Annotated in this window: 23 protein-coding genes; 15 read left to right on the top strand and 8 right to left on the bottom strand. The window is 42.8% G+C overall.

Features of this window, described 5'->3' with window-relative positions; translation table 11 throughout:
- The first annotated feature begins 133 nt into the window (after positions 1-133).
- The 8 genes from AAGU76_RS05920 (at position 134) to AAGU76_RS05885 (ending at position 10,847) form a co-directional block, all read left to right on the top strand.
- Positions 134-1,837 carry an HlyD family efflux transporter periplasmic adaptor subunit gene (locus AAGU76_RS05920; protein ID WP_342484519.1) on the top strand — a complete coding sequence of 568 codons (1,704 nt, stop codon included), beginning with the start codon at positions 134-136 and terminating at the stop codon, positions 1,835-1,837.
- Between the two features lie 21 nt (positions 1,838-1,858).
- Positions 1,859-2,545, top strand: a complete 687-nt coding sequence (locus AAGU76_RS05915; protein ID WP_342484518.1) for an ABC transporter ATP-binding protein — start codon at positions 1,859-1,861, stop codon at positions 2,543-2,545.
- The gene (locus tag AAGU76_RS05910; RefSeq protein WP_342484517.1) at positions 2,542-3,720 is read left to right on the top strand and encodes an ABC transporter permease; all 1,179 of its coding nucleotides are present in this window, start codon (positions 2,542-2,544) and stop codon (positions 3,718-3,720) included. Before AAGU76_RS05915 ends, AAGU76_RS05910 begins: the two co-directional genes overlap by 4 nt.
- A gap of 110 nt (positions 3,721-3,830) precedes the next feature.
- Entirely contained in the window at positions 3,831-6,095 is a 2,265-nt protein-coding gene (locus AAGU76_RS05905) for an S-layer homology domain-containing protein (RefSeq protein ID WP_342484516.1), read from the top strand.
- A gap of 172 nt (positions 6,096-6,267) precedes the next feature.
- Entirely contained in the window at positions 6,268-6,528 is a 261-nt protein-coding gene (locus AAGU76_RS05900) for a cysteine-rich small domain-containing protein (protein ID WP_342484515.1), read from the top strand.
- A gap of 125 nt (positions 6,529-6,653) precedes the next feature.
- Positions 6,654-8,084 carry a sigma 54-interacting transcriptional regulator gene (locus tag AAGU76_RS05895; protein ID WP_342484514.1) on the top strand — a complete coding sequence of 477 codons (1,431 nt, stop codon included), beginning with the start codon at positions 6,654-6,656 and terminating at the stop codon, positions 8,082-8,084.
- A 176-nt stretch (positions 8,085-8,260) separates the two neighbouring features.
- Positions 8,261-9,433: an alanine dehydrogenase gene (locus tag AAGU76_RS05890; protein ID WP_342484513.1), complete on the top strand. Its 1,173-nt coding sequence runs from the start codon at positions 8,261-8,263 to the stop codon at positions 9,431-9,433.
- A gap of 1 nt (position 9,434) precedes the next feature.
- Complete coding sequence (locus AAGU76_RS05885) at positions 9,435-10,847, top strand: Na+/H+ antiporter NhaC family protein (RefSeq protein WP_342484512.1); 1,413 nt, start codon at positions 9,435-9,437, stop codon at positions 10,845-10,847.
- A 109-nt stretch (positions 10,848-10,956) separates the two neighbouring features.
- Here AAGU76_RS05885 and AAGU76_RS05880 read toward each other — a convergent pair whose 3' ends face one another.
- Positions 10,957-11,604, bottom strand: a complete 648-nt coding sequence (locus tag AAGU76_RS05880) for a TraX family protein (RefSeq protein ID WP_342484511.1) — start codon at positions 11,602-11,604, stop codon at positions 10,957-10,959.
- A gap of 159 nt (positions 11,605-11,763) precedes the next feature.
- On the opposite strand from AAGU76_RS05880, the gene AAGU76_RS05875 reads away from it, so the two are divergent.
- Positions 11,764-13,362 carry a M20/M25/M40 family metallo-hydrolase gene (locus tag AAGU76_RS05875; protein WP_342484510.1) on the top strand — a complete coding sequence of 533 codons (1,599 nt, stop codon included), beginning with the start codon at positions 11,764-11,766 and terminating at the stop codon, positions 13,360-13,362.
- A gap of 55 nt (positions 13,363-13,417) precedes the next feature.
- Here AAGU76_RS05875 and AAGU76_RS05870 read toward each other — a convergent pair whose 3' ends face one another.
- The 5 genes from AAGU76_RS05870 to AAGU76_RS05850 are packed head-to-tail and all read right to left on the bottom strand — an operon-like array spanning position 13,418 to position 17,305.
- On the bottom strand, positions 13,418-14,509 hold the full coding sequence (locus AAGU76_RS05870) for an FAD-binding oxidoreductase (RefSeq protein ID WP_342484509.1): 1,092 nt from the start codon (positions 14,507-14,509) through the stop codon (positions 13,418-13,420).
- A gap of 9 nt (positions 14,510-14,518) precedes the next feature.
- Positions 14,519-15,109 carry an Rnf-Nqr domain containing protein gene (locus tag AAGU76_RS05865; RefSeq protein ID WP_342484508.1) on the bottom strand — a complete coding sequence of 197 codons (591 nt, stop codon included), beginning with the start codon at positions 15,107-15,109 and terminating at the stop codon, positions 14,519-14,521.
- A complete protein-coding gene (locus tag AAGU76_RS05860) occupies positions 15,106-15,729 on the bottom strand; it encodes an NADH:ubiquinone reductase (Na(+)-transporting) subunit D (RefSeq protein ID WP_342484507.1) in 624 nt (207 codons plus the stop codon). Before AAGU76_RS05860 ends, AAGU76_RS05865 begins: the two co-directional genes overlap by 4 nt.
- Complete coding sequence (locus AAGU76_RS05855) at positions 15,726-16,334, bottom strand: FMN-binding protein (RefSeq protein WP_342484506.1); 609 nt, start codon at positions 16,332-16,334, stop codon at positions 15,726-15,728. Before AAGU76_RS05855 ends, AAGU76_RS05860 begins: the two co-directional genes overlap by 4 nt.
- Positions 16,331-17,305, bottom strand: a complete 975-nt coding sequence (locus tag AAGU76_RS05850) for an RnfABCDGE type electron transport complex subunit D (RefSeq protein ID WP_342484505.1) — start codon at positions 17,303-17,305, stop codon at positions 16,331-16,333. Before AAGU76_RS05850 ends, AAGU76_RS05855 begins: the two co-directional genes overlap by 4 nt.
- Positions 17,306-17,495: 190 nt before the next feature.
- Between AAGU76_RS05850 and AAGU76_RS05845 the strand changes: the two genes are divergently transcribed.
- Both AAGU76_RS05845 and AAGU76_RS05840 read left to right on the top strand, forming a co-directional pair.
- Complete coding sequence (locus AAGU76_RS05845; RefSeq protein WP_342484504.1) at positions 17,496-18,719, top strand: DUF401 family protein; 1,224 nt, start codon at positions 17,496-17,498, stop codon at positions 18,717-18,719.
- Positions 18,720-18,812: 93 nt separating this feature from the next.
- Positions 18,813-19,388, top strand: a complete 576-nt coding sequence (locus tag AAGU76_RS05840) for an ECF transporter S component (RefSeq protein WP_342484503.1) — start codon at positions 18,813-18,815, stop codon at positions 19,386-19,388.
- A 78-nt stretch (positions 19,389-19,466) separates the two neighbouring features.
- Here the strand turns inward: AAGU76_RS05840 and trxA are convergent, their stop codons facing one another.
- Entirely contained in the window at positions 19,467-19,775 is a 309-nt protein-coding gene (gene trxA / locus AAGU76_RS05835) for a thioredoxin (RefSeq protein WP_342484502.1), read from the bottom strand.
- Between the two features lie 185 nt (positions 19,776-19,960).
- Between trxA and AAGU76_RS05830 the strand changes: the two genes are divergently transcribed.
- Entirely contained in the window at positions 19,961-20,257 is a 297-nt protein-coding gene (locus tag AAGU76_RS05830) for a hypothetical protein (RefSeq protein ID WP_342484501.1), read from the top strand.
- A gap of 40 nt (positions 20,258-20,297) precedes the next feature.
- Here the strand turns inward: AAGU76_RS05830 and AAGU76_RS05825 are convergent, their stop codons facing one another.
- Positions 20,298-20,918: a hypothetical protein gene (locus AAGU76_RS05825; RefSeq protein WP_342484500.1), complete on the bottom strand. Its 621-nt coding sequence runs from the start codon at positions 20,916-20,918 to the stop codon at positions 20,298-20,300.
- Positions 20,919-21,104: 186 nt separating this feature from the next.
- Between AAGU76_RS05825 and AAGU76_RS05820 the strand changes: the two genes are divergently transcribed.
- From AAGU76_RS05820 to AAGU76_RS05810, 3 genes are read left to right on the top strand one after another with little or no spacing between them, the layout of a single operon-like run.
- On the top strand, positions 21,105-21,449 hold the full coding sequence (locus AAGU76_RS05820; RefSeq protein WP_342484686.1) for a metalloregulator ArsR/SmtB family transcription factor: 345 nt from the start codon (positions 21,105-21,107) through the stop codon (positions 21,447-21,449).
- Positions 21,450-21,465: 16 nt separating this feature from the next.
- Positions 21,466-21,687, top strand: a complete 222-nt coding sequence (locus AAGU76_RS05815; RefSeq protein ID WP_342484499.1) for a cation transporter — start codon at positions 21,466-21,468, stop codon at positions 21,685-21,687.
- A gap of 6 nt (positions 21,688-21,693) precedes the next feature.
- Positions 21,694-23,538 carry a heavy metal translocating P-type ATPase gene (locus AAGU76_RS05810; protein WP_342484498.1) on the top strand — a complete coding sequence of 615 codons (1,845 nt, stop codon included), beginning with the start codon at positions 21,694-21,696 and terminating at the stop codon, positions 23,536-23,538.
- Positions 23,539-23,602: the final 64 nt, after the last annotated feature.

The following is a 23,602-nucleotide window of genomic DNA, read 5'->3' as shown; positions in this document are numbered from 1 at the left end:
TTTTTATTTTTGTTCCTAATTTTGGTTTATACGTACGTAATTAGAAATTTATCAATTTTATAACACAGCCTGCACACATTTCCATCACAATTGAAGCCTATATTTACATTATTTAGAATGTAAGGAGGACATAATGAACCAGGAAAAGAATTTTAAAAAATTCAAATTGCCTAAAATCGGAAAACCCAAACTGACAAAAAAGAAAGTTATAATCATTTCTGCAACAGCAGTTGTACTTGTGGGAGCTGTGATTGGATACAACACTTTTTTTGGTAAGGAAGAAACGGAAACAATAAATACCGCAACTGTAACAAAGGGAGATTTGACTGTCTCAATTGAAGGTTCCGGTGCTATTGAGGCAATGGAGATGTATGAAATAACTTCTCTTGCAACAGGAGACATACTCCAGTCTGATTTTGAGGAAGGTCAGGAAGTAAAGAAAGGCGACCTGCTCTACGTAATCGATACTAAGGACATCGACAACACTATAGAAAGAGCCAAGGTATCACTTGAGAAGCAACAGCTTTCCCACAATCAGACACTACAGGAATATGCGGGACTGTCTGTTGAATCTCCCATTTCAGGAGTAATAACCACCTGCTATGTCAAAAAAGGCGATTCGGTTCAAAACGGCACAAAGATAGCAGACATAATCAACAATGAGTATATGATGCTGGAGATACCCTTCAACTCCAGCGACGCTAAAGGCATACGCGCAGGAGATACGGCAAGCGTCACTCTCGAAAACTCATTTTATGAAACAACGGGTACCGTTACATATGTTTCATCAGGCGAAGTGGTGGTCGATTCCGGAGCAACCGTTTCAACAGTGAAGATAAAGGTTAAAAATCCCGGTTCTATCACCACCGCCGACAAGGCTACGGCAATAGTAGGCGATGCTGCCTGCAACTCTTCAGGAACATTGAGCTACTGGGAGGAAAAGACAGTGACAGCCGAAACTTCAGGCGATGTGGTGAGCGTAAACTACACAACCGGTGACAGGGTCAACTCAGGCAGCGTATTGGTGAATCTTGAAAGCACCAGTGCCGAAGTATCAGTGAAAACCAGCGAGCTTTCCTTGTCGGATGCGGAACTTTCCCTGCAGAATACATACGACAAGCTTGAAGATTACAACATAACTTCTCCAATCGACGGAACAGTAATTGAAAAGACGTCCAAGGCCGGAGATACACTTGATTCTGATTCCAGCAACACGGTTATGGCAGTAGTGGCAGACCTGTCCAATCTGAAATTTACCATAGACGTTGATGAACTTGACATTGGAAGTATCCAGGTGGGGCAGTCTGTGGAAGTTACAGCTGACTCCCTTGAAGGAAAAACCTTTGAAGGAACAATAAGCAACATAAGCAAGATAGGAACAAATTCCAACGGAGTGGCCTACTATCCTGTGACGGTTGTCATGGAATACTCTGATAATCTTATGATAGGCATGAACGTGGATGCAAAGATAGTCATAGAGTCCAAGGAGGACGTTCTAATGATTCCTGCATCGGCACTTAACAGAGGCAACAGGGTTCTTGTAGAAGACAAGGATGGCTCAAAAGCAAAAGCTGCCAGTCAGGATGCAAATGCTTCGAAGGCTCCCGGCAGGAACAGCGCTGCTCCTGATGGATACACCTATGTTACTGTGGAAATCGGAATCAGCAACACGGATTACGTGGAAATAGTGAGCGGTCTTGTAGAAGGCGATGTGGTTGTAATTCCGACAGAAACTACTACAAAAACAACACAGCAGACAGCTCCCGGAATGGGGGGATTTGAAGGCGGAGGCCAGATTCCGTCAGGCGGAGGAGGAATGCCGCCGGCAGGTATGTAATATTTTACTGGGAGGCTAACAATGATTGATTTAATAGACATGTATAAAATTTACCAGGTAGGCGATACGGAAATCAGAGCTCTCAATGGAATTAACCTGCATATAGAAGAAAACGAATTTGTGGCCATTGTAGGACAGTCAGGCTCCGGCAAGTCAACCTGCATGAACATGATCGGCTGTCTGGACATACCGACAACCGGGAAATACATATTGAACGGCAAGGATGTAAGCAAATTGAAAGAAGATGAGCTTTCGGAAATACGAAACCTCACTCTTGGATTCATATTTCAGCAGTACAACCTCATATCAAAGCTGAACGTATTCGAAAATGTTGAACTGCCGCTCATATACAGGGGAATAGAGAAGCATGAAAGAAAGAGGATGGTGGAAGAGTCGCTGGAGCGTGTGGGACTTTCCAACAGAATATACAATATGCCCTCTCAGCTTTCAGGGGGTCAGCAGCAGAGAGTGTCCATTGCAAGGGCGCTGTCGGGCAATCCGCCGGTCCTCCTTGCCGATGAACCCACAGGAGCTCTTGATTCTAAAACAGGTAAAGAGGTTTTGGGACTTCTGAAACAAATAAACGAAGAAGGAAACACGGTGGTGCTCATAACCCATGACAACAACATAGCGGAACAGGCAAAAAGAATAGTGAGACTTCACGACGGAAACATAATTGAGGACCGGATATTGGGGGTTGAGCGATGAACTTCAAACAATCATTCAATATGGCCATAAAAAGCCTCCTGGGAAGCAAGATGCGTTCCTTCCTGACGATGCTTGGAATAATCATAGGAGTTGCGTCGGTAATCATACTTGTAAGCCTCATAAGCGGAATGGCTGCCGACATGTCTGAAAGCTTCGAAAGCATGGGAACAAACCTGATTTCCGTCAGTATCAGAGGCAGGGGCGGCAACATTACCATTGATCCGGATGATATGCAGGAACTGGTTGACAACAACACCGAGATTCTGGCGGCTGTGACTCCTCTGGTGAACATACAAAGCGCCACGGTCAAGTATGAGACTGAAAACATAACAACAACAGTCACAGGCTGCAACGAATACTATCCGGACATAAAAAACAGCGATGTTTCAAGCGGAAGATTTATCACTTACCTGGATGTGGATAAAAGGCAGAAGGTATGCGTTGTTGGAACATATATTGTGCAGGAACTGTTCGGAGGGGCATCGCCTCTGGGTGAACAGTTAAAAGTAAACGGATCCACGTTCACAGTCGTGGGAGTGCTGGAGGAAAAGGCGGATTCTGAAGAAGGCAGCGACGATGATGTGGTTATGATTCCATACACCACTGCAGCAAGGCTTTCCTTCATGGGAAGAGTAAGCAGCTACTCATTCAGCGCATCATCCACAGAGACAGTGGAGGATGCCATGGCGGCTATAAATAAAAAAATGGGCGAATACTTCACCAGTACAAACTATTACAGCGTGTTCAGCGCCTCACAGGCCCTTGACCAGGTAAATGAAATGATGAGCACCGTTACACTGGTGCTGGTGGGAGTGGCTGCCATATCACTTTTGGTAGGAGGAATAGGCATTATGAACATAATGCTGGTGTCTGTAACTGAAAGGACCAGGGAAATTGGCATTCGTAAATCTCTGGGAGCAAAGAGAAAAGATATAATGAGCCAGTTTGTGGTTGAAGCCGCAACAACAAGCTCCGCCGGTGGCATCATTGGAATAGCCGTCGGCATGGGGTCTGCATACCTTGTGGGTTCCCTTATGGACATGACTGTTAAGCCGTCTGTGGGAGCAATTGTTATAGCATTTACGGTTTCGGTTGCCATCGGTGTAACATTTGGATACTTTCCTGCCAACAAGGCAGCAAAAATGAATCCTATCGATGCTTTGAGACACGATTAATTTATTTAAGAATTAAGAATTAATAATTTATAATTGTTAGAATGGAGAATACATTTCTGCTTATATGCGGAAAGTTCTATCGAAATACATTATAGGAAAGGAATGACGAAATGAAAAAATTACTGGCAATTGCTTTAATAATACTGTCAGTGGCTGCCACGTTCACAAATGTTTTTGCAGCAGAGGTATCATCGGAAGAAGTTGCTGAAGTTATGGAGTCCCTTGGAATCATGAGCGGGTACCCGGACGGAAGCCTGCACCTCGGCGACAAGCTCACAAGAGCGCAGTTTGCAAAAATAATGATAAATGCATCAGCCTACAGAAACACCGTATCATCAAAGTCAACCACATCTCCGTTCAAGGATGTGAAATATTCAAGCTGGGCAGCACCTTATGTGAGCGTAGCCGTCACCAATGGGCTCATAAAAGGCTATCCGGATGCAACGTTCAAGCCTGACAAGAATGTTACGCTGGAGGAAGCTGTGACTGTTGCTCTGACACTTTTGGGTTACACAAGCGATGATTTCGGTTCTTCATGGCCCTACGGGCAGCTGAGCGTTGCAGCTAACATAGGATTGCTGAAGAATGTATCAGCTTCAGCAGGAACTGAAATAACCAGGCAGGATGCCATGAGAATGGTGTACAACATGCTCAACAGCAATACAAAGACAGGAACAAGCTACATAGATTCAGTGGGATACAGCATGCTGGAGGACGTGATTCTCATAGCCACTTATGAAGAGGACCCCACCATCGGTGCGGGCAAAGTCTCCACATCCCAGGGAACGTACAGGGTTTCTGACACGTTCAATTCAGACAGCGTCGGGAAAAAAGGAAATGCGATTTTGAATGTCAACAATGAAATAATCTGCTTCATGCCTTCAAGCCAGCAGGTTGAAACGTACACTGCCTATGCAGCCCTTGAAAATGACATCATTGTGGCTACATCAAGCGGTTCTACACAATCGCTGGGATTGGGTTCAGGGACAACAGTATACATGGACGGAGCTAAAACAACTGTCTCTGCTGCAGTGTCAGACATAAGTGTAGGAGACATCGTAAAGGTGTCCAGGATTAACGGTAACATAGATTTCGTGGTTATATCAGGAAACACCCTGGTGGGACCGGTCATCGCCAGCGGATCAGACTGGGTCAATCTGTTCAGCACAGATGTGTCAGGAGCAACGCTTTTAAGGAACGGAAACAAGGCAGCAGTAAGCGACATCAACACAAACGATGTGCTGTACTATTCATCTGCACTTAACACCATCTGGGCGTACAACAAGAAGATAACAGGCGTCTACGAAGATGCATATCCAAACCAGGACCAGCCTTCAAAGATAACAATATCAGGAATAGATTACTCAATTGAAACAGCCGCAGCGTTTAACAAGCTTTCTTCAAAGGGTTCATTCCACATAGGCGACAGCGTGACGCTGCTTCTGGGCAAGGACGGGAAGATAGCAGATGTTGTTTCACCAACAGAATCAAAAACAGAAGTAGTGGGCTACCTTACAGAAAGCGGAAACAAGGATATAACCAATTCATCAGGTTACACTTACTCGGTAAACTACATCAAGATGGTAACAACAGACGGAGACGAACTTGAATACGAAGCTTACAAGGATTATTCAACAAAGATAAACAGCGTCGTGAGGGTTAAATTCTCAAACGGCCTTGCAACAATCACAACATTAAGCAGCTCCTCCATTTCGGGAACCTTTGATTGGGATGCGAAAAAGCTGGGCACCGCAAAGCTGGCGGCAGACGTAAAGATAATGGATGTGGGAGCATTGGACTCTGACATTACAAGCCAGTACGTCATAACATATCCTCAGCGACTTGACAACATAAAGATATCAAGCTCTGATGTACTGTATTACAGCAAGAACACAAACGGCGAAATCAATAGCCTGATACTGGAAAATGTGACAGGAGATGCGCTGTCCTACGGAATCGTTACTGCTGCGCAGGTAACTGAAGGAGACAGCAGCACATCGTCTTTGTACAAATGCAACATAGGCGGAAGCACGCTTACGTTATCAAAGAGCAACGGTTCATACACAAGCATATCAGCAGGGGACCCTGCTGCATTTGAAGTCAGCGGAGGTGCTGTGATTTCCATAAAGAAGCTGGTTGAGCTTTCTTCGAAGGTTACTGACGTAAACGGTGTTCAGCTGGAAACTTCTGACGGAAAGACATACCTTCTCAGCAGCGAGGTGGTTGTCTACCAGAAAAACTACTCCGGTTCCGGATACAAGGTCCTCCCGCTGTCAGACATCATAGGGTCAACTAGCTACAGCATAAAAGCGTATTATGACAAGGCTGAAATCAGCGGAGGAAGAATAAGGGTTATAGTTGTAACAGAAAATTAAAATGCAGTATTGAAAGAAAGCGGAGAATATCTCCGCTTTTTTGTGCATAATGTGCTTAATTGGAATTTAAATATGCTTTAAAATATATCATCCCTGTGATACAATATGCTGTGTATGGCGATGCCACACGAACTTATAATGAAAGAACAATCTCATGCAACAAGGAGAAATCATGGATACACAGCATTTTAAATTTTTTCAAAACACGAAATGTGAATATTTTCCGTGCCATAAGACGGAAAAGCCCGAAGAATTCAACTGTCTTTTTTGCTACTGTCCGCTGTACATGCTTAAAGACGGCTGCGGGGGAAACTTCTTAAAGAATCACGGAATAAAGGACTGTACAAGCTGCCTTGTACCTCATTCAAAAGGAAGCTACGAGAGAATAATGTCAAAAATGAAGGACGTTGTGGAAAAGGGCAGCGATTTTTAGTCTGATGAGATAGCAACATGCAATATTTTAATGGTAACGAGCATATTTTTTTAGTTTCTCTTTAAGTTGATAAATGAAAGTTTTTTATTTAAGATGAAATTTACACTCATTTAAGGGGCAGTGCTATGGAACTGATGAAAAATTTATTTAACAACAAGGGTTATATTGACGGAATCACTATAATCGATTTGCAGGGTGAAATACTGTTTACGGCAAAGTTCAACAACAAGCTCAATTCTGACACAAATGAAATATACGAGGTTGTGGGGAAAAAATTCCTTGATATTTACGAGAACCTGGATGAAAAAACAAGCACCACATATCAGTCCATGATTCATGGAGTTCCCTTTTATGTTGAAAATCAGGTTCTTAAATCGGCAAGCAGAGTTCCAATAAAGATTACATCCCTTTCAATTCCAATAAAATCTAACAACAAAATCGTAGGTGCAATAGATTTGTCCGTCGGCGAATATGATGAGGACAGGAAAGACGAAATTGAAATAGATACCGAACTGTATGAGAAGAGCCGCAAAGCCACTATTGATGCGTCTACCTTCGGAAACAACAAGGTAGACAAGCTTGAAACCAAAGGGCACCATGCAAACTATGTGAGAGACAACATCATCACAAACGACAAAAGAATGATGGAGCTGAAAAACTATATAAGGGTGGCAGCTGACTGCAGCCTTCCCACGCTCATATGCGGTGAAACCGGAACAGGCAAGGAACTTTTTGCCCACGCCATTCACAATGAAAGCAAGCGCAGGAACAAACCCTTCATTGCCCAAAACTGCGCAGCCATTCCGGACAACCTCCTTGAAAGCATCCTGTTCGGAACTTCCAAGGGAGCATTCACGGGAGCGGTGGACAATGCTGGACTTCTGGAGCTGGCCAATGGCGGAACCATATTTCTGGATGAAATAAATTCAATGCCTGTGCATCTGCAGACAAAGCTTTTAAGGGTTTTGCAGGACGGTTCCTTCAGAAGCATCGGTGCCAAAGAGGAAAAAAATGTTGATGTAAAAGTTATTGCTGCAATAAATGAAGATCCGCTGAAGGCTATAGAAACAGGCACGCTGCGCAAGGACATATACTACAGACTGAGTGCCATAAGCCTGAACATACCGCCTCTTAGGGAGAGAAAGGACGACATTCCTCTTCTTACCAGCTACATCATTTCCAAGTACAACAGCGTGTTCGGAAAAAGCATTAAGTATGTTTCCAACAACCTGTACGACAAATTAAACCAGTACGACTGGCCCGGAAATGTCAGAGAGCTTGAGAATGTGCTCATATATGGCATGAGCATGGTGGATGCTTCAAGTGCAAGCCTTAAATTTACGGATATTGAGCCTAAGTTCAACAAACTCATTGACATAAAGGATCTAGAACAAATGGAAATACAGCCTCTTAGCGACATGGTGGACAAATATGAGAAGTCCATTATCGAAAACGTTCTGGAAAGCTCGGGATACAACGTTTCTAAGGCTTCAAAGATATTGAACATTCCCAGGCAGACTCTTCAAAGAAAAGCAAAACGATATAACATCATTTGAAACATTGCCCGTAAATGAGCAGCTACATGCTCATTTACGGGCAATATAGATGTTGGGGATAAGAGCAGAATAAAGTCGTCAGGAAAAAAATGTTGAAATTTACGCCTCCTGCAGAATGCATATGTTGGCATGATTATTGCTTTAACATATGCAGATCAATTTGAGGAGGTAACATTTTGGTTTTTGGAGTATTAAAAGACATTAAGAATGGCGAGTTCAGAGTTATAGCAACTCCATCGGAAGTTGCCACCATTATAGGTGACGGGCACAAGGTTCTTGTGCAGAAGGAAGCGGGTCTTAAGGCTGGTTTTCTGGACAAGGAATATGAAGAGGTTGGAGCAGAAATGGTAGACACCATGGAAGAAATGTATTCAAGGTGTGATTTCCTGGCAAAGGTGAAGGAAATAGAACCAGAAGAATTTCATCTGCTAAAGGAAAACCAGATAGTATTCACCTGCATACATCCCGCTGCTCACAAGGAAGAAGTCCAGGCTCTTCTCGACAAGAAGGTCATAGCCTTTACGGCTGAAGATTCCCACAGATACGGTTCTCCCAACTGCGAAGCTGCAGGAAAGCAGGGAGCACTCATGGGACTTGAATCGCTTCTGTCAATAAACGGAGGAAGCGGAAAATTTGTCAGCGGTCTTGCCGGTGCACCCGGAATCAAGGTATTGATACTTGGAGCAGGAATCGTAGGTAAAAACGCGCTGCAGGTGCTTCAGTCTCTTGGAGCGTGGGTTACTGTAATGGATGTAAACATTGCGACACTCAGGGAAATAGGCAAGCTGTACGATGAGAAGGTAAACACCATGGTGTCCACAAAGTACAACATCAAGAAGCTTCTTCCTGACACAGACTTGGTTATTAACTGCGTCAAATGGCCGAAAAACAGCACAGAATTTTTGATTGACAGGGAAATGGTAAGGTCTATGCCAAGAGGCTCGGTAATAGTTGACATCAGCAATGACTATGGTGTAATTGAAACATTCCGTGAAACAACGCATGAAGATCCCAGGTACATTGAAGAAGGAGTGGTTCATTACTGCGTAAGCAACATTCCTGGAGCTATAGCCAACTCAACAACTGTGGCTTATGCAGCTTCAATTCTTCCGCATTTAAGAAACATAATGAATATCGGTATCGAAAAAGCATGCATCAAGGACGGATATCTGAGAAGAAGTATGACTGCTTACAAAGGATATCTTACACACGAAGAAACAAGCGCAATACAAGGAAGGCCTTGGATAAGACCGGAGGACATCCTGGGCATAGCACAAGAAAATCTGGATCCTGCACCACCGGCAACAGTATCAAGATCAAACAACAAAATTATAATCAAGGGGGAATAACATGGAACAACAAATAGTAAACATGGGTTTTATTTCAATAATTCCGTCACTTCTGGCAATCGCTCTTGCCTTTACCACAAGAAACACAGTTGTATCTTTGGCTTTTGCCTGCATCGTCGGTACATTCCTGGCCGGACAGGGCATGTTGGGCTTTCCTACATTGCTTAAGACCAGCCTGGGAACCACAAGCTTTGCATGGGTAATGCTCCTGAACACATTTATTGCAATATTGGTTGCTTTTTTTCAAAAGACAGGTGCAATTCAAGGATTTTCACAGTATATTGAAGACAAGAAACTCAGCAGAAAAGCAGTGCAGCTTGTAGCATGGGTTCTTGGTATGTTTGTTTACTTCAGCGATTCCTTCAGTCCGTTGTTTGTAGGAACAACCATGAGAAGCATATCTGACAAGGCAAAGGTTTCAAGAGAGAAATTGTCATACATTGCAGACTCCGGAGCAGCTCCTGTAAGCGTGCTTGTTCCCATAACCGGCTGGGCGGCATACCTGAGCGGTCTTGCAGTAGGCGTGGGAGCAATAGTAACTCAGGAAGATGCCATGAAGCTTTTCCTAAAGGCGGTTCCTTTCAACTTCTATGCGTTAATTACAGTAGCATTTGTTGGATTGATTGCTGCAGGAATCATTAAAGACTTCGGTCCCATGAAAAAAGCCGAGGAAAGAGCCATAAAAGAAGGCAAGGTGTTAAGAGACGGAGCTGAGCCTCTCATAGGCAAGGAACTTACAGAAATGGAAGCTTATCCGGGAATACAGCAAAGAGTGTTCTTAAACTTCATACTTCCTGTTCTCATGATTATGACCATAGCAATCGGAACATATATCAAGCTGAAATCTGCTAAGACAATGGAAGCTTTCCTGTTTGTAATGATATTCATGTCAATAAGCATGTTTGTACAGGGAATACCTTTCAAAGAAATTATGCACACCATGACTGACGGTGTTAAGGGTGCTGTTCCTGCAATCATGATACTGGCACTGGCATATTCAATCAATGCTCTGAGCAAGACTATGGGAACTGCAAATTACATCATTTCCATAAGTGAAGGATTCTTAAGCCCTCAGCTTCTGCCCGGAATCATATTCCTGATAGCTTCGGTTATGGCATTTGCAACAGGAACATCATGGGGAACATTCGCCATATGCATGCCGATTGCACTTCCGCTGGCATTTAGCTTTACAGGCGGCGAAGTAACTAATCTGGTTGTGGCATGCTTTGCAGCAGTAGCCGGCGGCGGAGTTTTCGGAGACCACTGCTCACCGCTTTCAGATACTACGATTTTGGCATCAACAGGATCTGCAGCAGACCATATAGACCATGTTAAGACGCAGCTTCCGTACGCATTGGTATGCGGTGCACTGTCCATGGCTGCTTACCTTGTAATCGGATTTACAAGTATTTAAGGAAAAGGGACACCTCTGACGAAGAAAGTCTTTGTAGTTAAGAGGAATGTCGCAAAATTGGAAAAACATCGCTTCGGCGATGTTTTTTGTCATTTATGGGAATGGCTGTTCATTTCATAAGGTAAAACAAGAACAGATGCAGCGGGTATGCTGCGTAAAAGACCATCTGAAGAAACTTGTTCTTTGGTCCCAGCTGGCCGTTGTAAAAATAAAGTATGGGCAGCGCCAGAAGCGAGAACTGCTGCAGCCACGAAGACATGAAGTTTGTAATGAACATTACGGTTGCCATCGTTATCATCCTTTTATCTCTTACCATGTTCCTTGTGAGGTAAAAAGCCACGATGTAAATTATTCCCATGATGTTGTAATCAACCTTCAAAATCATGGACAGCATACCGGCAGCTGCAAAAATCAGGTAATTGACTGCGGTGCCGGAGCCTCCATATTTCTCCATGAAGTAAATGGCAGCCAGTCCTATAAACAGGGTGAAGAAAATGTTCTGGTGAACAAAACCGATTCTGCCGTAAAAGGCAAGGTCAAAGGGAATTTCTGAAATAAGGGCAAAAATCAAAAGGCGCAGGCCGTACTTTTTGACGCTTCCTGTGTGTACGTATCCTTCAACCAGCAGGAAGCAGTATATGGGAAAGGCAATTCTTCCTATGATTCTGTACATGAATTGGCTGCTGTGAAAAATTGCTCCGTAATGGTCTATAATCATCGAGGCAAGGGCTGCCGCCTTAAGGAATAATACGTTCATTTTTATCTCCTGAATGTTTTATTTAATTATAGCATTGGGGAGGCTTATCTGCAATACAGAGACGTATTTCCGCGGAAATAATGTTGAAGACGGGCGGTGTCCGTAGTATAATACAGTTGAATGCATAAGGTTTAATTAAATTGTGAGCGAGGAAAAGAAATGAACATTAAGGATATTCTTTACAGACTGATTTCAGTACAAAGCGATACCGGTACAGAAAAAGAAAAAAATATGGCAGAATGCATTTTCGATATAATAAAGGAAGATGAGTATTTCAAAAAAAATCCGGAGCTTTTTGGGAAATATCACAACAACGATTTTCTGGACAGGCCTGTTGTATGGGCTCTTCGAAAAGGAAAAAGCAACAGAACCATTGTACTTACAGGTCACTATGACGCAGTGGAGATAGAGTCCTACGGCATCCTGAAAGATTATGCCCTCCAGCCTGATGAGCTTAAGGAAAAGCTTAAAACCGTCAGCATGCATGTAGACGCCAGAAACGACTTGAATTCAACCGACTGGTTATTTGGCAGGGGAATATGCGACATGAAATCAGGCATTGCCATAAACATAGATGCGGTGCTGTCCATGATCAATGAAGACGTGAATGTTCTTTTTACTGCCGTGCACGACGAGGAAAACCTGTCGGCAGGCATGAGGCAGTCCACAAAGCTTATGTGGGAGTTAAAAATGAAGCACGGGCTTGATTACAGACTCATAGTCATCACGGAGCCTCACAACAGGAAAAAGCCTGACACCTTAAGAATTTCCCTTGGTTCGGTCGGAAAAATAATGCCCCTGGTCGTTGCAAAGGGTAAGATTGCACACTCAAGCGATGTTATGGAGGGCCTTAACTCCACGGCTATCATGTCTCAAATAGTATCAAAAGCAGAGCTCAACCCCGTTTTGTGCTCCACTGATAAGAACATGACCACGCCTCCTCCTACAGTCCTTTATGCCAGGGATCTGAAGGAAACCTATGACGTTTCAGTTCCGGAATACAGCGCAGTGTTTTTTAACTATCAGTTTCTAAAGAGCAAGACCCCGGGTGAAATTATAGATGAAATGAGAGACATATGCCTGGAATCTATGAAAGAGGTCATTGAAAAATACAGCCGCGCCTACGACATCCTGAACGAAAACTACAGCCTGAAGGGAAATAACAAGAGAAACTACCGTCCGCTGGTCTATACATTTGAGGAAATAGAAAAGACAGCAATGGAAAAACATCCTGACTACATGAAGCTTAAGGGCGACCTCTATGAAGAAATAAACAGACAGGTCAGAAACAATGAAATATCCATGCAGGATGCAGGAATTTTTATTGTAAAAAGAATAATAGAGCTGTCAGCCATAACAGAGCCTTTGGCAGTGGTAGGCATCATACCTCCCTATTATCCTGCCGTGAACAACAGTTACCTTTCATCAACCGGTGAAGCTTATGAAAAGGCTGTGGAGAAAGCACTTCTTGAAGATTTCACCCTGAGGCTTGAAAGTGAAAGCTACTTCATGGGAATAAGCGATGGAAGCTACACATCATGCACGGACAGGGAAAGCGAAGAAAAAGTCATGGCCAACATGGTTACTTCAAAGGACGTTTATGACATACCATTTGACTACATTGAAGGAATTTCTGCTCCCATGATGGTTCTAGGTCCCTGGGGGAAGGAATACCACACAATTACAGAAAGAGTTTACATGCCGGATGTAGAAGGTACGGTGCCAAAACTCATACGAATGCTGATAAATATACTGTAAAAAAAGGACGTCGTCACTGTATTGCATGGACAACCAGGGACAACGTCCTTTACCGTTAAAACTTGTCGTAATATATTTTTTCCAACGGTATGTCTTTTTCTGTCAATGCATGGACAATTGAATCGATCATGGCAGGGCTTCCGCAAAGATAAGCGGAATAATTGCTGCCCTTCTCGACATATTTGCTGATTGAATCAGGTACTCGCCCTCTCTCTCCAGTCCATTCTGGAGATTCTTCCCGCGATAGTGCCGGTATAAATTTAAAATCATAGAGTGTTTCCTCAAAATCCTTTAACCTGTCAACCAAAAACAAATCATCCATTGTCTTTGCTCCGAAGAAAAATACGGCTTTACGATGAATTTTGTTATCAGCCATATACTGAAGTATCGATATAATCGGAGCCATTCCTGTACCTGCGCCTGCAAAGATTATGGGCCCCCCATCATCTTCATGGTAATAAAATTCGCCGTATGGACCATTTATATGAACACTGTCGCCCTTCTTTAAATGCTGGTGGACATACGTGGTTGCTATACCGCCGGTGTAACCTATTAACAGCTCTATGGCATGCTTGTCGTTTACAGACGAAGCCACGGAATATGCCCGATAAACCTCATCCGGGCTTCCTTCATAGGCAGGAGCCTTTAATTGAACATATTGCCCCGGCTTAAAATGTATTTCCTCTTCTCCTAAATCAAAGCGAAGGTGTTTAATTGTGTTTGTAAGCTGCTCCATTTTAACCACATATGTGGAGTATTCCCTTACATTAAACAATTCTTCGGGTATTTCTATTTCAATGTCCTGCTTAACCTTGCACTGGCAGGACAGCCTCACATTACTTTTTATTTCATCCTTTGTGAGCCAAGGCAGTTCAGTGGAAAGAACAGGTCCTCCACCTTCTGTGACCTTCACCTTGCAGTAACCGCAGGAGCCCTTGCCTCCGCATGCAGAAGGTATGAATATTTTTTGAGCTCTTAACGTGGATAGAAGATTGTTGCCTCCTTCAACAACATGTACCTTGTCCTTGTTGATTTTGAGCTTTACCTCACCGTAATTTCCAATGGTTCTGTCAGCCAGAGTCAGAATTAAGGCTAGCATGGCTGCTAATATTGAAAAAATAACAACTGTTGAAATTATTGTGCTCATAGCTGCCTCCTACTGTATTTGAACCATGCCGCTGAACCCTATGAAGGCAAGTGCCATGATACCTGTTATGATCAATGTTATGGGTGTGCCCCGCAACCCTTCAGGAATTGACTTTTCATGCAGCCTTGATCTTATTCCGGCCATCGCTGTGATTGCCAGTGCCCAGCCAATGCCGGAACCTGCGGCAAAAAACACTGTTTGAACAAAAGTGTACTGCCTTGAAACCATGAACAGTGAAACGCCAAGTATTGCACAATTAACTGTTATCAGCGGCAAAAATATTCCTAGGGCATAATAAAGATTTTGAAGATAGCGATCCAGGACCATTTCCAAAAGCTGCACAAAAGCTGCAATGACAAGGATGAAAATAATGTACATCAGGTATTCAAGATTAAACAAAACAATGACGTACCAATATACCAGATAGTTTAGGACAGCTGTGAAAGTAAGAACTGCAGTGACTGCAATTCCAAGCCCTATGGCAGTGGGTATTTCCTTTGATACAGCTATGAAGGAACACATTCCAAGGAAGTTTGAAAAAATCATATTGCTGGTAAAAATTGATGCTGCAAATATAACTATGGGATGTACATCTATCATTTTTTCTCAACCCCTTTCAATTGTTTCCTGGTTCTGAAGGTGTTGGCTGCCCACATTATGCATGCAAGAATGAAAAATGCAGAGGGAGGCATAACCATCAACGTCCATTTTATAAACTCAGCAGGCAATAAAGCATACCCGAAGACTGTACCAAAGCCTAAAATTTCTCTGACCGCTGAAATTAGCAGCAAGACCATGGTGTAACCAAGTCCGGCTGCAAGACCGTCCAGAAATGAAGGTATTGGAGGATTAGAAATGGCAAAGCCTTCTGCACGTCCCATTATTATGCAGTTAGTGATTATGAGTCCTACATAAGGGCCAAGCGCCTTGCTCATGTCAATCATATATGCTTTTAAAAATATGTCGACCATGATTACGTAGGATGAAATGATCAGCACTTGTACCATCATGCGTATGTGCTTTGGCGTTTTATCCTTTAAGACCGACACGGTGAATGATGAAAATGCGGTTACAAAAGAAAGAGCAATTCCCATTATCAATGAATTCATCATCCTGTTTGTAACGGCAAGAGCAGAGCAAATTCCAACAACCTGTACCAGAATGGGGTTTTCTGAAAGTATGCCCTTGTTAAATATCTTTTTGACTTCAAAGGATTTCATTGGTTGCTCACCTCCACTGTTTTAAAGAATTCTGCAAGGTCCTCATTTATGAATTTAACCACAGCAGCGGATGTTTGAGTTGCACCAGAAATTGCATCTACATTTCCTCCTTTACCAGGTCTTGAAATTATGTAGTTGCCGTTTACAGGAGATGTTATGTCTATGCTTCTGTACTGTTTTTTGTAGTCATCCTCGGAAATGCGTCCCCCAAGTCCCGGTGTTTCAGTTTGAGTGATAAATTCTATTCCAATGATTCTGGTAAAGTCCTTGTTTAATCCCAGGTAACCGGTAATTGAACCCCAAAGACCAGGACCGCTTATGGGAATTGCATATGCTTTTTCTTCATTTCCATCCATGAAAGCATATCCTGTTATATTCCCGAAGTTTTTTTCTGCAATTCTGTTGTTAAATATTTCTTCGCTTTCCTTTGGGTCGTCTCTTTCAGGCAGTATGTCGAATACATACAATATTTTATGCCTTAACTCATTTTCATTATTGAACTTAACAGTATTTGCCGTCACTTGGTTGAAGGCAGCCAGCACTGAAATAAATACAGCCGTTACTGCTGTCATAAAAACAACAGGATAGAGCAATGGCTTTTTCATGATGCCACCTCCAATTTCACGGTTTTTCCTGCCTTGCTTTCCTTTACAAAAAAATCGATTATTGGAGCGAATGTGTTGCCGATCAGAATTGCAAACATCATTCCTCCGTTGAATAAAGATAAGGCTCTTATGAGAACTGTCACCAAACCGATAACTATTCCATAAATCCATTTACCTGGTTCAGTCTTGGGAGCAGAAACAGGATCAGTTGCCATAAAGACAGTTCCAAACATGAAGCCTCCAAGCATCATTCCATACAGTGGACTGGAAACGTTCAAATCAGTAAAGTAATAAAGTATAAAGCTGGCAGCTGCAAACCCAATTAAAGATCCAGCCATTATCCTCCATGATGCTGCCTTTTTGTATATTAGATAAACAGCGGCAAGTATGATGATAACCTTGCAGGTTTCGCCTATGGAGCCTGGAACCAGACCAAAAAACAATGATTGAATGTTCACGGTCTCGCCGTAATTTTTAAACAGCATCATTGGAGTGGAACCGGAAATAACATCAATTTTATTGGTGGCATACGCTCCAAAGCCTCCCGGGAATCCGGATGAAATTTCATTCCACCATGCAGTCATGGGTTCGGGAAAATTTACGTATATGAAGGCTCTTCCAACGAGGGCCGGGTTAAAGATGTTTTTGCCGAATCCTCCGAATACAAGCTTCCCAAAGAACACTCCGAAAAGAATACCTATCACGGCAATCCACAGGGAAATTGCAGCAGGCAGCGTCAATGTATAAAGGACACATGTTACAAAAATAGCTTCAGATGCCTTGCTGCCTTGCTTTTTCTCCCAAAAGTGTTCTGCCATGGTGCCTGCCAGCAATACGGCTGACAGCAAAACAAGCACCCTTAATCCATAAAGGTATGCTGAAAATATAATTATGGGGATTAGGCACAAGAGAACAGTGCGCATCATTTTTTGACTTTTAAAATACCTCTTTAATAATTCATTAGTGCACATACAACCTCCAGATAATAAGTAGTTTCTAAAAATCCTATCTCATAATATATATCCATGATTAAATAATTGAAACTTATTTTAAAAATTATATGTGGAGATAATGTTCACCTCTTGATATTTTTTTAATTAGTTGTAAATTATTTTTCCCTGAAATATAATTATAATAAAACGTTCGCAAAGGCAGGTTCAAATGGCACAATTATTCTTCGTAATCATTTCTTTCATTCTTATTCCGGTTCTGGGAAAAACAAAGCTTAAACTGAGCACCATACTGTTCATATCCGCAGGTGTTCTGGCTGTGCTCTCAGGCATAGGAACGGAAAACATAGTTGATTCCGTTAAAAATACGGTCACCGGTTCATCCCTTAACACCATACTTACCATACTCATGGTCAGCGTCCTGGGCGGAGTGATGAAGCAATACAAAATCCTGGACAAGATAGTCGACACAATACAGCAGATTGTAAGCAGCAAAAAAACCATACTGATGATAATACCAGCACTGATAGGAGTGCTGATAATTCCGGGAGGGGCTCTGCTGTCAGCTCCATTTATATACAACCTGGGAGAGGAAATGAACATCCCTGCACCGAAGCGGGCTGCCATAAATCTTGTTTTCAGGCACGTGGCAATGTTTCTTCTTCCTTATTCAACGGGACTTCTGGTAATAACAGCATCAATACCCGAAATAAGCATGGTTAGGCTTGTGCTTTTAAACCTTGCTTTTGTGGTTCCCATGTTCGTAGTGGGATATTTTTTGTACATAAAGGATATCAAGGCACCAAAGAATACAAACAGGAAAGACATTGGAAGCAATGTTATGAAACTGGTGATGTACACCTCTCCGATCTACATATGCGTCATCATCAATGCCGTAACAGGATTGCCCTTTTACATCACCATGGCAGCCAGCGTCCTGGCAGTATATTTTTTAAGCGACAGGAATGATTTTATAAAAAATGTGATCAAGTCCATAAACTGGCAGACAGTCCTAATGGTTGCAGCAATTCTCCTGTTAAAGGAACTCATTTTGAAGATGGATGATCTGCTCTTGATTTTCAGCGGAATGTTCGACAAGAACGGCAGCATCTTTTCGGCACTTCTAATATTCCTTGTTTCCTCGGTGTTCTTCGGAATAATTACGGGAAACCAGACTGCGGCTCTGGCCATAATACTTCCTATGGTGTCTCAGCTTGATGTTTCCATGGATATGCTTCACGTTTACACATATTTTTCCTTTGCCAGCGCATTCATCGGATATTTCTTTTCACCCATTCATCTGTGCCAGGCATTCACAATCCAGCTGATGAATGTAACAACTCTTGAGCTTTACAAGGAGTACAGGTGGTACCTTCTGTCATCCCTGATTGTTTTGTTTGCATCGGCTTTCCTGTTCAATACAATTTTTGCATAAAAACTATCTGTACTGCCAGGAAATATTAAAACTGAACATTTACATGGTGTCAGCCTCGTTTATAATGAAGATAACAAGGAAGGAGGCATCATTATGAGCAGTAAAAAATATTCCATATACAAGATGGCTGTAGTGGGACTCATGGCAGCAATGGTATTTGTGGCCACTAACTTTAGGATAGAGATACCAACACCGCTGGGAAAGACAATGCTGCATCTGGGGAACGTCATGTGCATTCTGAGCGGCATTCTTTTCGGTGGAACAGTAGGAGGACTGGCAGCAGGATTCGGTTCTGCCATATTTGACTTGTTTGACCCGGCTTTTGCACCGGAATTTTGGATAACATTCATAATGAAGTTTGCCATGGGTTATACAGCAGGCAGGATTTCACATATGGGAAGCTTCAACGGTGAAAACAGGAAAATAAATGCTGTTGCCGCTGTAGCAGGAGCGGCTCTGTACGTTTTACTTTATATTTCAAAGACTATAATACTTCAATATGTTGTGCTTGAAAGCAAGTGGGAAGCAGTTTTAGCGGTGGCCGGAACTAAATTCATGGTTTCATCCGCAAATGCGATAATAGCCGTAATAGCGTCTCTTGCATTGTCAGCTGCAATTCGTCCGGCACTGAAATCAGCAGGGGTATTTGAAAAGTTTGAAAGTAGATAACATTAGCAGGCATAAAACGAATATTTGTAAATAATAAAAGGCAGCTGTGGCTGCCTTCTTACATTATACTCATTATTGTTATGCCAGCATCTTTAAAATTGATGATTTGGGCCTTACTCCGACCATGCTGCTGACTACTTTGCCGTTCTTCATTACTGCCAGGGTCGGAATGCTCATTATTCCGAATGCCGATGCAAGCTCCGGCTGTTCGTCGATGTTTATTTTTCCTACCTTTGCGTCAGTCACTTCTTTTGCTATCTCTTCTATAACAGGAGAAACCATCTTGCAGGGGGTACACCATGTTGCCCAGAAATCCAGAAGCACCGGTTTATCTGATTTTAAAACTTCCTGTTCGAAGTTGTCTCTTGTAATCTTTATTGTGCTCATATCCATTCTCCTTAATATTTAATATTATGGATTCATTTTATCACAACAAAAAAAATTATCTGTGATTAAGTCACATGGAGATGATTAAATTATTTAATGCGAAATAATGAAATTTACATTTGCAGGCAATACTAGTATAATATAAATAACTTAAATTTATATAATATAAATGTAAGGAGACAGCCATGAAAGAATTATTTTTGAACACAGATGAGGGACTGGTTCCCATAGAAGAACAGATTGTTGAAAAATATGGTTTGAAGGCAGGTACAAAGTCACCCTTTCACCGCTTCTGGATTGTTGACAAGAACGGAAAGAAAGGCGAAAACAAAGGATTTGGAACATCAAGCCCCGATGCAGATGAAATGCCTGAGGGAGAAGGCTTGGAAGACGACGAAATTGTTGAATTTGAAGAAACGGGAGCAATAATGTCTCAGTCAGAGATTATAGATTTTTCCCGCGGAACTGATTCAGACTTATAAGAGGGCTTACGCCCTCGGTTTTTGTTTCAGGAAAATCCAGTTATGAGTTTTTTACTTGACTGTCCTTGAAAATCATGACTTTGGTGCCGTCTTCAAGGGCCTGCTCTTCCATTTTTTTGCCGTTAACAAACGTGTCTCCGTTTTCATCCACTCTTATCTCCAGGTTTCTGTTCCTTGTCCCTATGGTGAAAGCCGTAGGAGGTCCGTCTGAAGAGTTTGCTATTACCACTACGTTTTCTACATCCACGCTTACAGTAGCCGTGTTGCTGGAAGTTGCATTTCCGCCGTTTCCGCCTTCTCCGCCTGCTGCATCGCCGCCTGAAGCTCCGGTGGGTTCCTCCTGCAGAGGCTGTACTGTGCTGGTTTCGCCGTTTACAGGTACACCCGGAGCAGATCTGGGTATTTCTAGTTCTGCATCAATCTCATTGGCTGATATGGCTATAAGACCTGTTGCCTGGGATGCGTCACCGCCCCTTGCATCTCCGCCGTCTCCGCCGTCTCCGGCCGTGGAATTGGCAGTCTGGTTTATCGATACGGTTGTCCTCAAGTCTATATGGTTTATTCTGTCTTCTTCATTTTCTTCACGGTCACACCATGGATATGTTGCGCATCTTGAAGCTGAATTACCCAAGGTGCCTGGATTGTTATATTTCTTATACATACTATCTATCTCCAAACTCAATTACAAGTTGCCTTGTACAATATCATATGTAAAAAATGCCTGTATGTGTACAACCAATAAAAAATAATTTTCAGCTTGACAGTTGAATAGTTGTTCAATTATAATTAATACAACAGTTGAGCAATTGTTCAATTGAAAGGAGGGTTAAATGTGATAAAAGAAGAAATGTTTTGCGATTGTGACGTAATTCATGGAGAAGTTGTGGAGCATGTAAGAACCAAAATGCCGCAGGATGAGGATATTTATGATTTGTCTGATTTTTTTAAGGTCATGGGCGACAGCACAAGACTGAAAATAATTTCTGCACTGGATGCTCATGAAATGTGCGTCTGCGACATAGCAGTGCTTCTGAACATGACCAAGTCCGCCATTTCCCACCAGCTCAGGTATCTGAAGCAGGCAGATCTGGTGAAATTCAGGAAGGAAGGAAAGACCGTGTTCTATTCCCTTAAGGATGAACATGTGAAGGACATCTTTGAAAAAGGAATGGAGCATATAAAAGAAAAATAAAAATTCGGAGGAAGATATGAAAAAGACGTTTAAGTTGGAAGGACTGGACTGCGCAAACTGCACAGCTAAAATCGAAAGGGAAGTTAGCTCACTGGACGGTGTAGACAGCGCCGTTGTAAATTTTATGACAACAAAGATGGTAATTGAAGGCGAAGAGGACAAAATGGCCAGCATCATAGCTGCTGCAGAAAAGATTGTTAAGAAATACGAACCTCATGTTGTATTCAAAAAAATGTAGGAGAGCATGATGAAAATACTTGTTAGGCGGCTGGCAGCCAGTGCAGCTTTTTTTACAGCCGCATTTATCATAAAAAACGAAACAGCAAAATTAATATTTTTTGTACTTAGTTACCTGTTTGCAGGCTACGATGTGGTGCTGGAGGCAGTCAGAAACATTTCAAGGGGAGATGTGTTTGATGAGAATTTTCTCATGGCTGTTGCCTCCCTTGGAGCTTTTGCCATAAAGGAAGCCCCGGAAGGTGCTGCAGTAATGCTCTTTTACCAGGTAGGCGAACTCTTCCAAAGCTATGCAGTGGGGCAGTCAAGAAAATCAATTGCTGGGCTCATGGACATAAGACCTGACTATGCCAACGTCAAAGTTGGTTCCGAGCTGGTTGTGAAGGATCCCGAAGAAGTAAAAATAGGAGATATCATAGTTGTGAAGCCCGGTGAAAAGGTGCCCCTGGACGGTATTGTGACAGAAGGCAGCTCCATGCTTGACACTTCTGCTCTGACAGGAGAGTCGGTTCCCCGGGAAGTTGAAGCGGGAAGCAGTTTGTTAAGCGGCTGCATCAACATAAACGGAGTGATAACGGCAGAGGTCACAAAGGAATTCGGAGAATCCACCGTGAGTAAAATCCTGGATCTTGTTGAGAACGCAGGGAGCAAGAAATCAAAATCCGAAAAATTCATAACAAGGTTTGCACGCTACTACACTCCTGCAGTGGTAGTAATTGCCGTGCTTCTGGCAGCTGTGCCTCCGCTGTTGATTCCTGAACAAAACTTCAGCACGTGGGTATACAGAGCTTTGGCGTTTCTGGTGGTATCCTGTCCTTGCGCTCTGGTAATTTCAGTTCCCTTAAGCTTCTTCGGAGGTATAGGCGGAGCATCAAAAAAAGGAATACTCGTTAAGGGAAGCAACTATCTTGAAGCTCTTGCAAGGGCTGAAATAGTCGTGTTTGACAAGACAGGAACCCTGACGAAGGGGGTGTTCAACGTTCATGAGGTGCGTCCGGAAGGTATGACCGACGAGGAACTATTAGAGCTTGCGGCTTATGCAGAACATTATTCCAACCATCCAATTTCATCTTCGCTTAAGAGGGCTTACAAAAAGGAAATTGACGCGACACGGATTTCCAAGGCGGAAGAAATACCCGGTCACGGAGTGTCTGCTGTTATAGACGGCAAAGATGTGCTTGCCGGTAATTTCAAGCTCATGGAAAAGATGAACATACCGTACCGGAAGCTGGAAGTGGCAGGCACAGTGGTTCATGCTGCAGTTGACAGAAAATATGCAGGATTTATAGTCATAGCCGATGAAATCAAGGAAGATTCAAAGGATGCAGTCGAAAAGCTGAAAAAAGCCGGCATTCATAAGACGGTAATGCTTACAGGCGACGCAAGGATTGCAGGCGAGAAGACAGCAGTGGAGCTTGGTCTCGACAAGGCTTATTGGGAGCTTCTGCCGGAGGACAAGGTGGACAAGGTCGAAGAGCTTCTGAAGGAAAAAACCGAAAAAGGAAATCTCGTATTTGTTGGTGACGGCATAAATGACGCACCGGTACTGGCCAGGGCGGACATAGGCATAGCCATGGGAGGTCTGGGTTCGGATGCAGCCATAGAAGCAGCGGACATTGTAATAATGACCGATGAACCCTCAAAGATTGCCACAGCCATTAAAATATCGCAGAAGACTTTGAGCATCGCATTTCAGAACATTGTTTTTGCAATCGGAGTCAAGCTTCTGATACTTCTATTATCGGCACTGGGATTTGCATCCATGTGGGCTGCAGTATTTGCCGATGTGGGAGTTGCAATAATAGCAATACTGAATTCATTCAGGGCACTTAATGTCAAAAACATAGATTGAGGCATTCGTGCCTTTTTCTTTTTGTTTCTATGGTCTGTGAAAACGTTGAATATAAGATGCCACT

Source organism: Sedimentibacter sp., from assembly GCF_038562225.1.
Lineage (GTDB): Bacteria > Bacillota > Clostridia > Tissierellales > Sedimentibacteraceae > Sedimentibacter.
The sequence above is the reverse complement of the archived record's forward strand: the minus strand, read 5'-3'. Positions and strand labels throughout refer to the sequence as shown.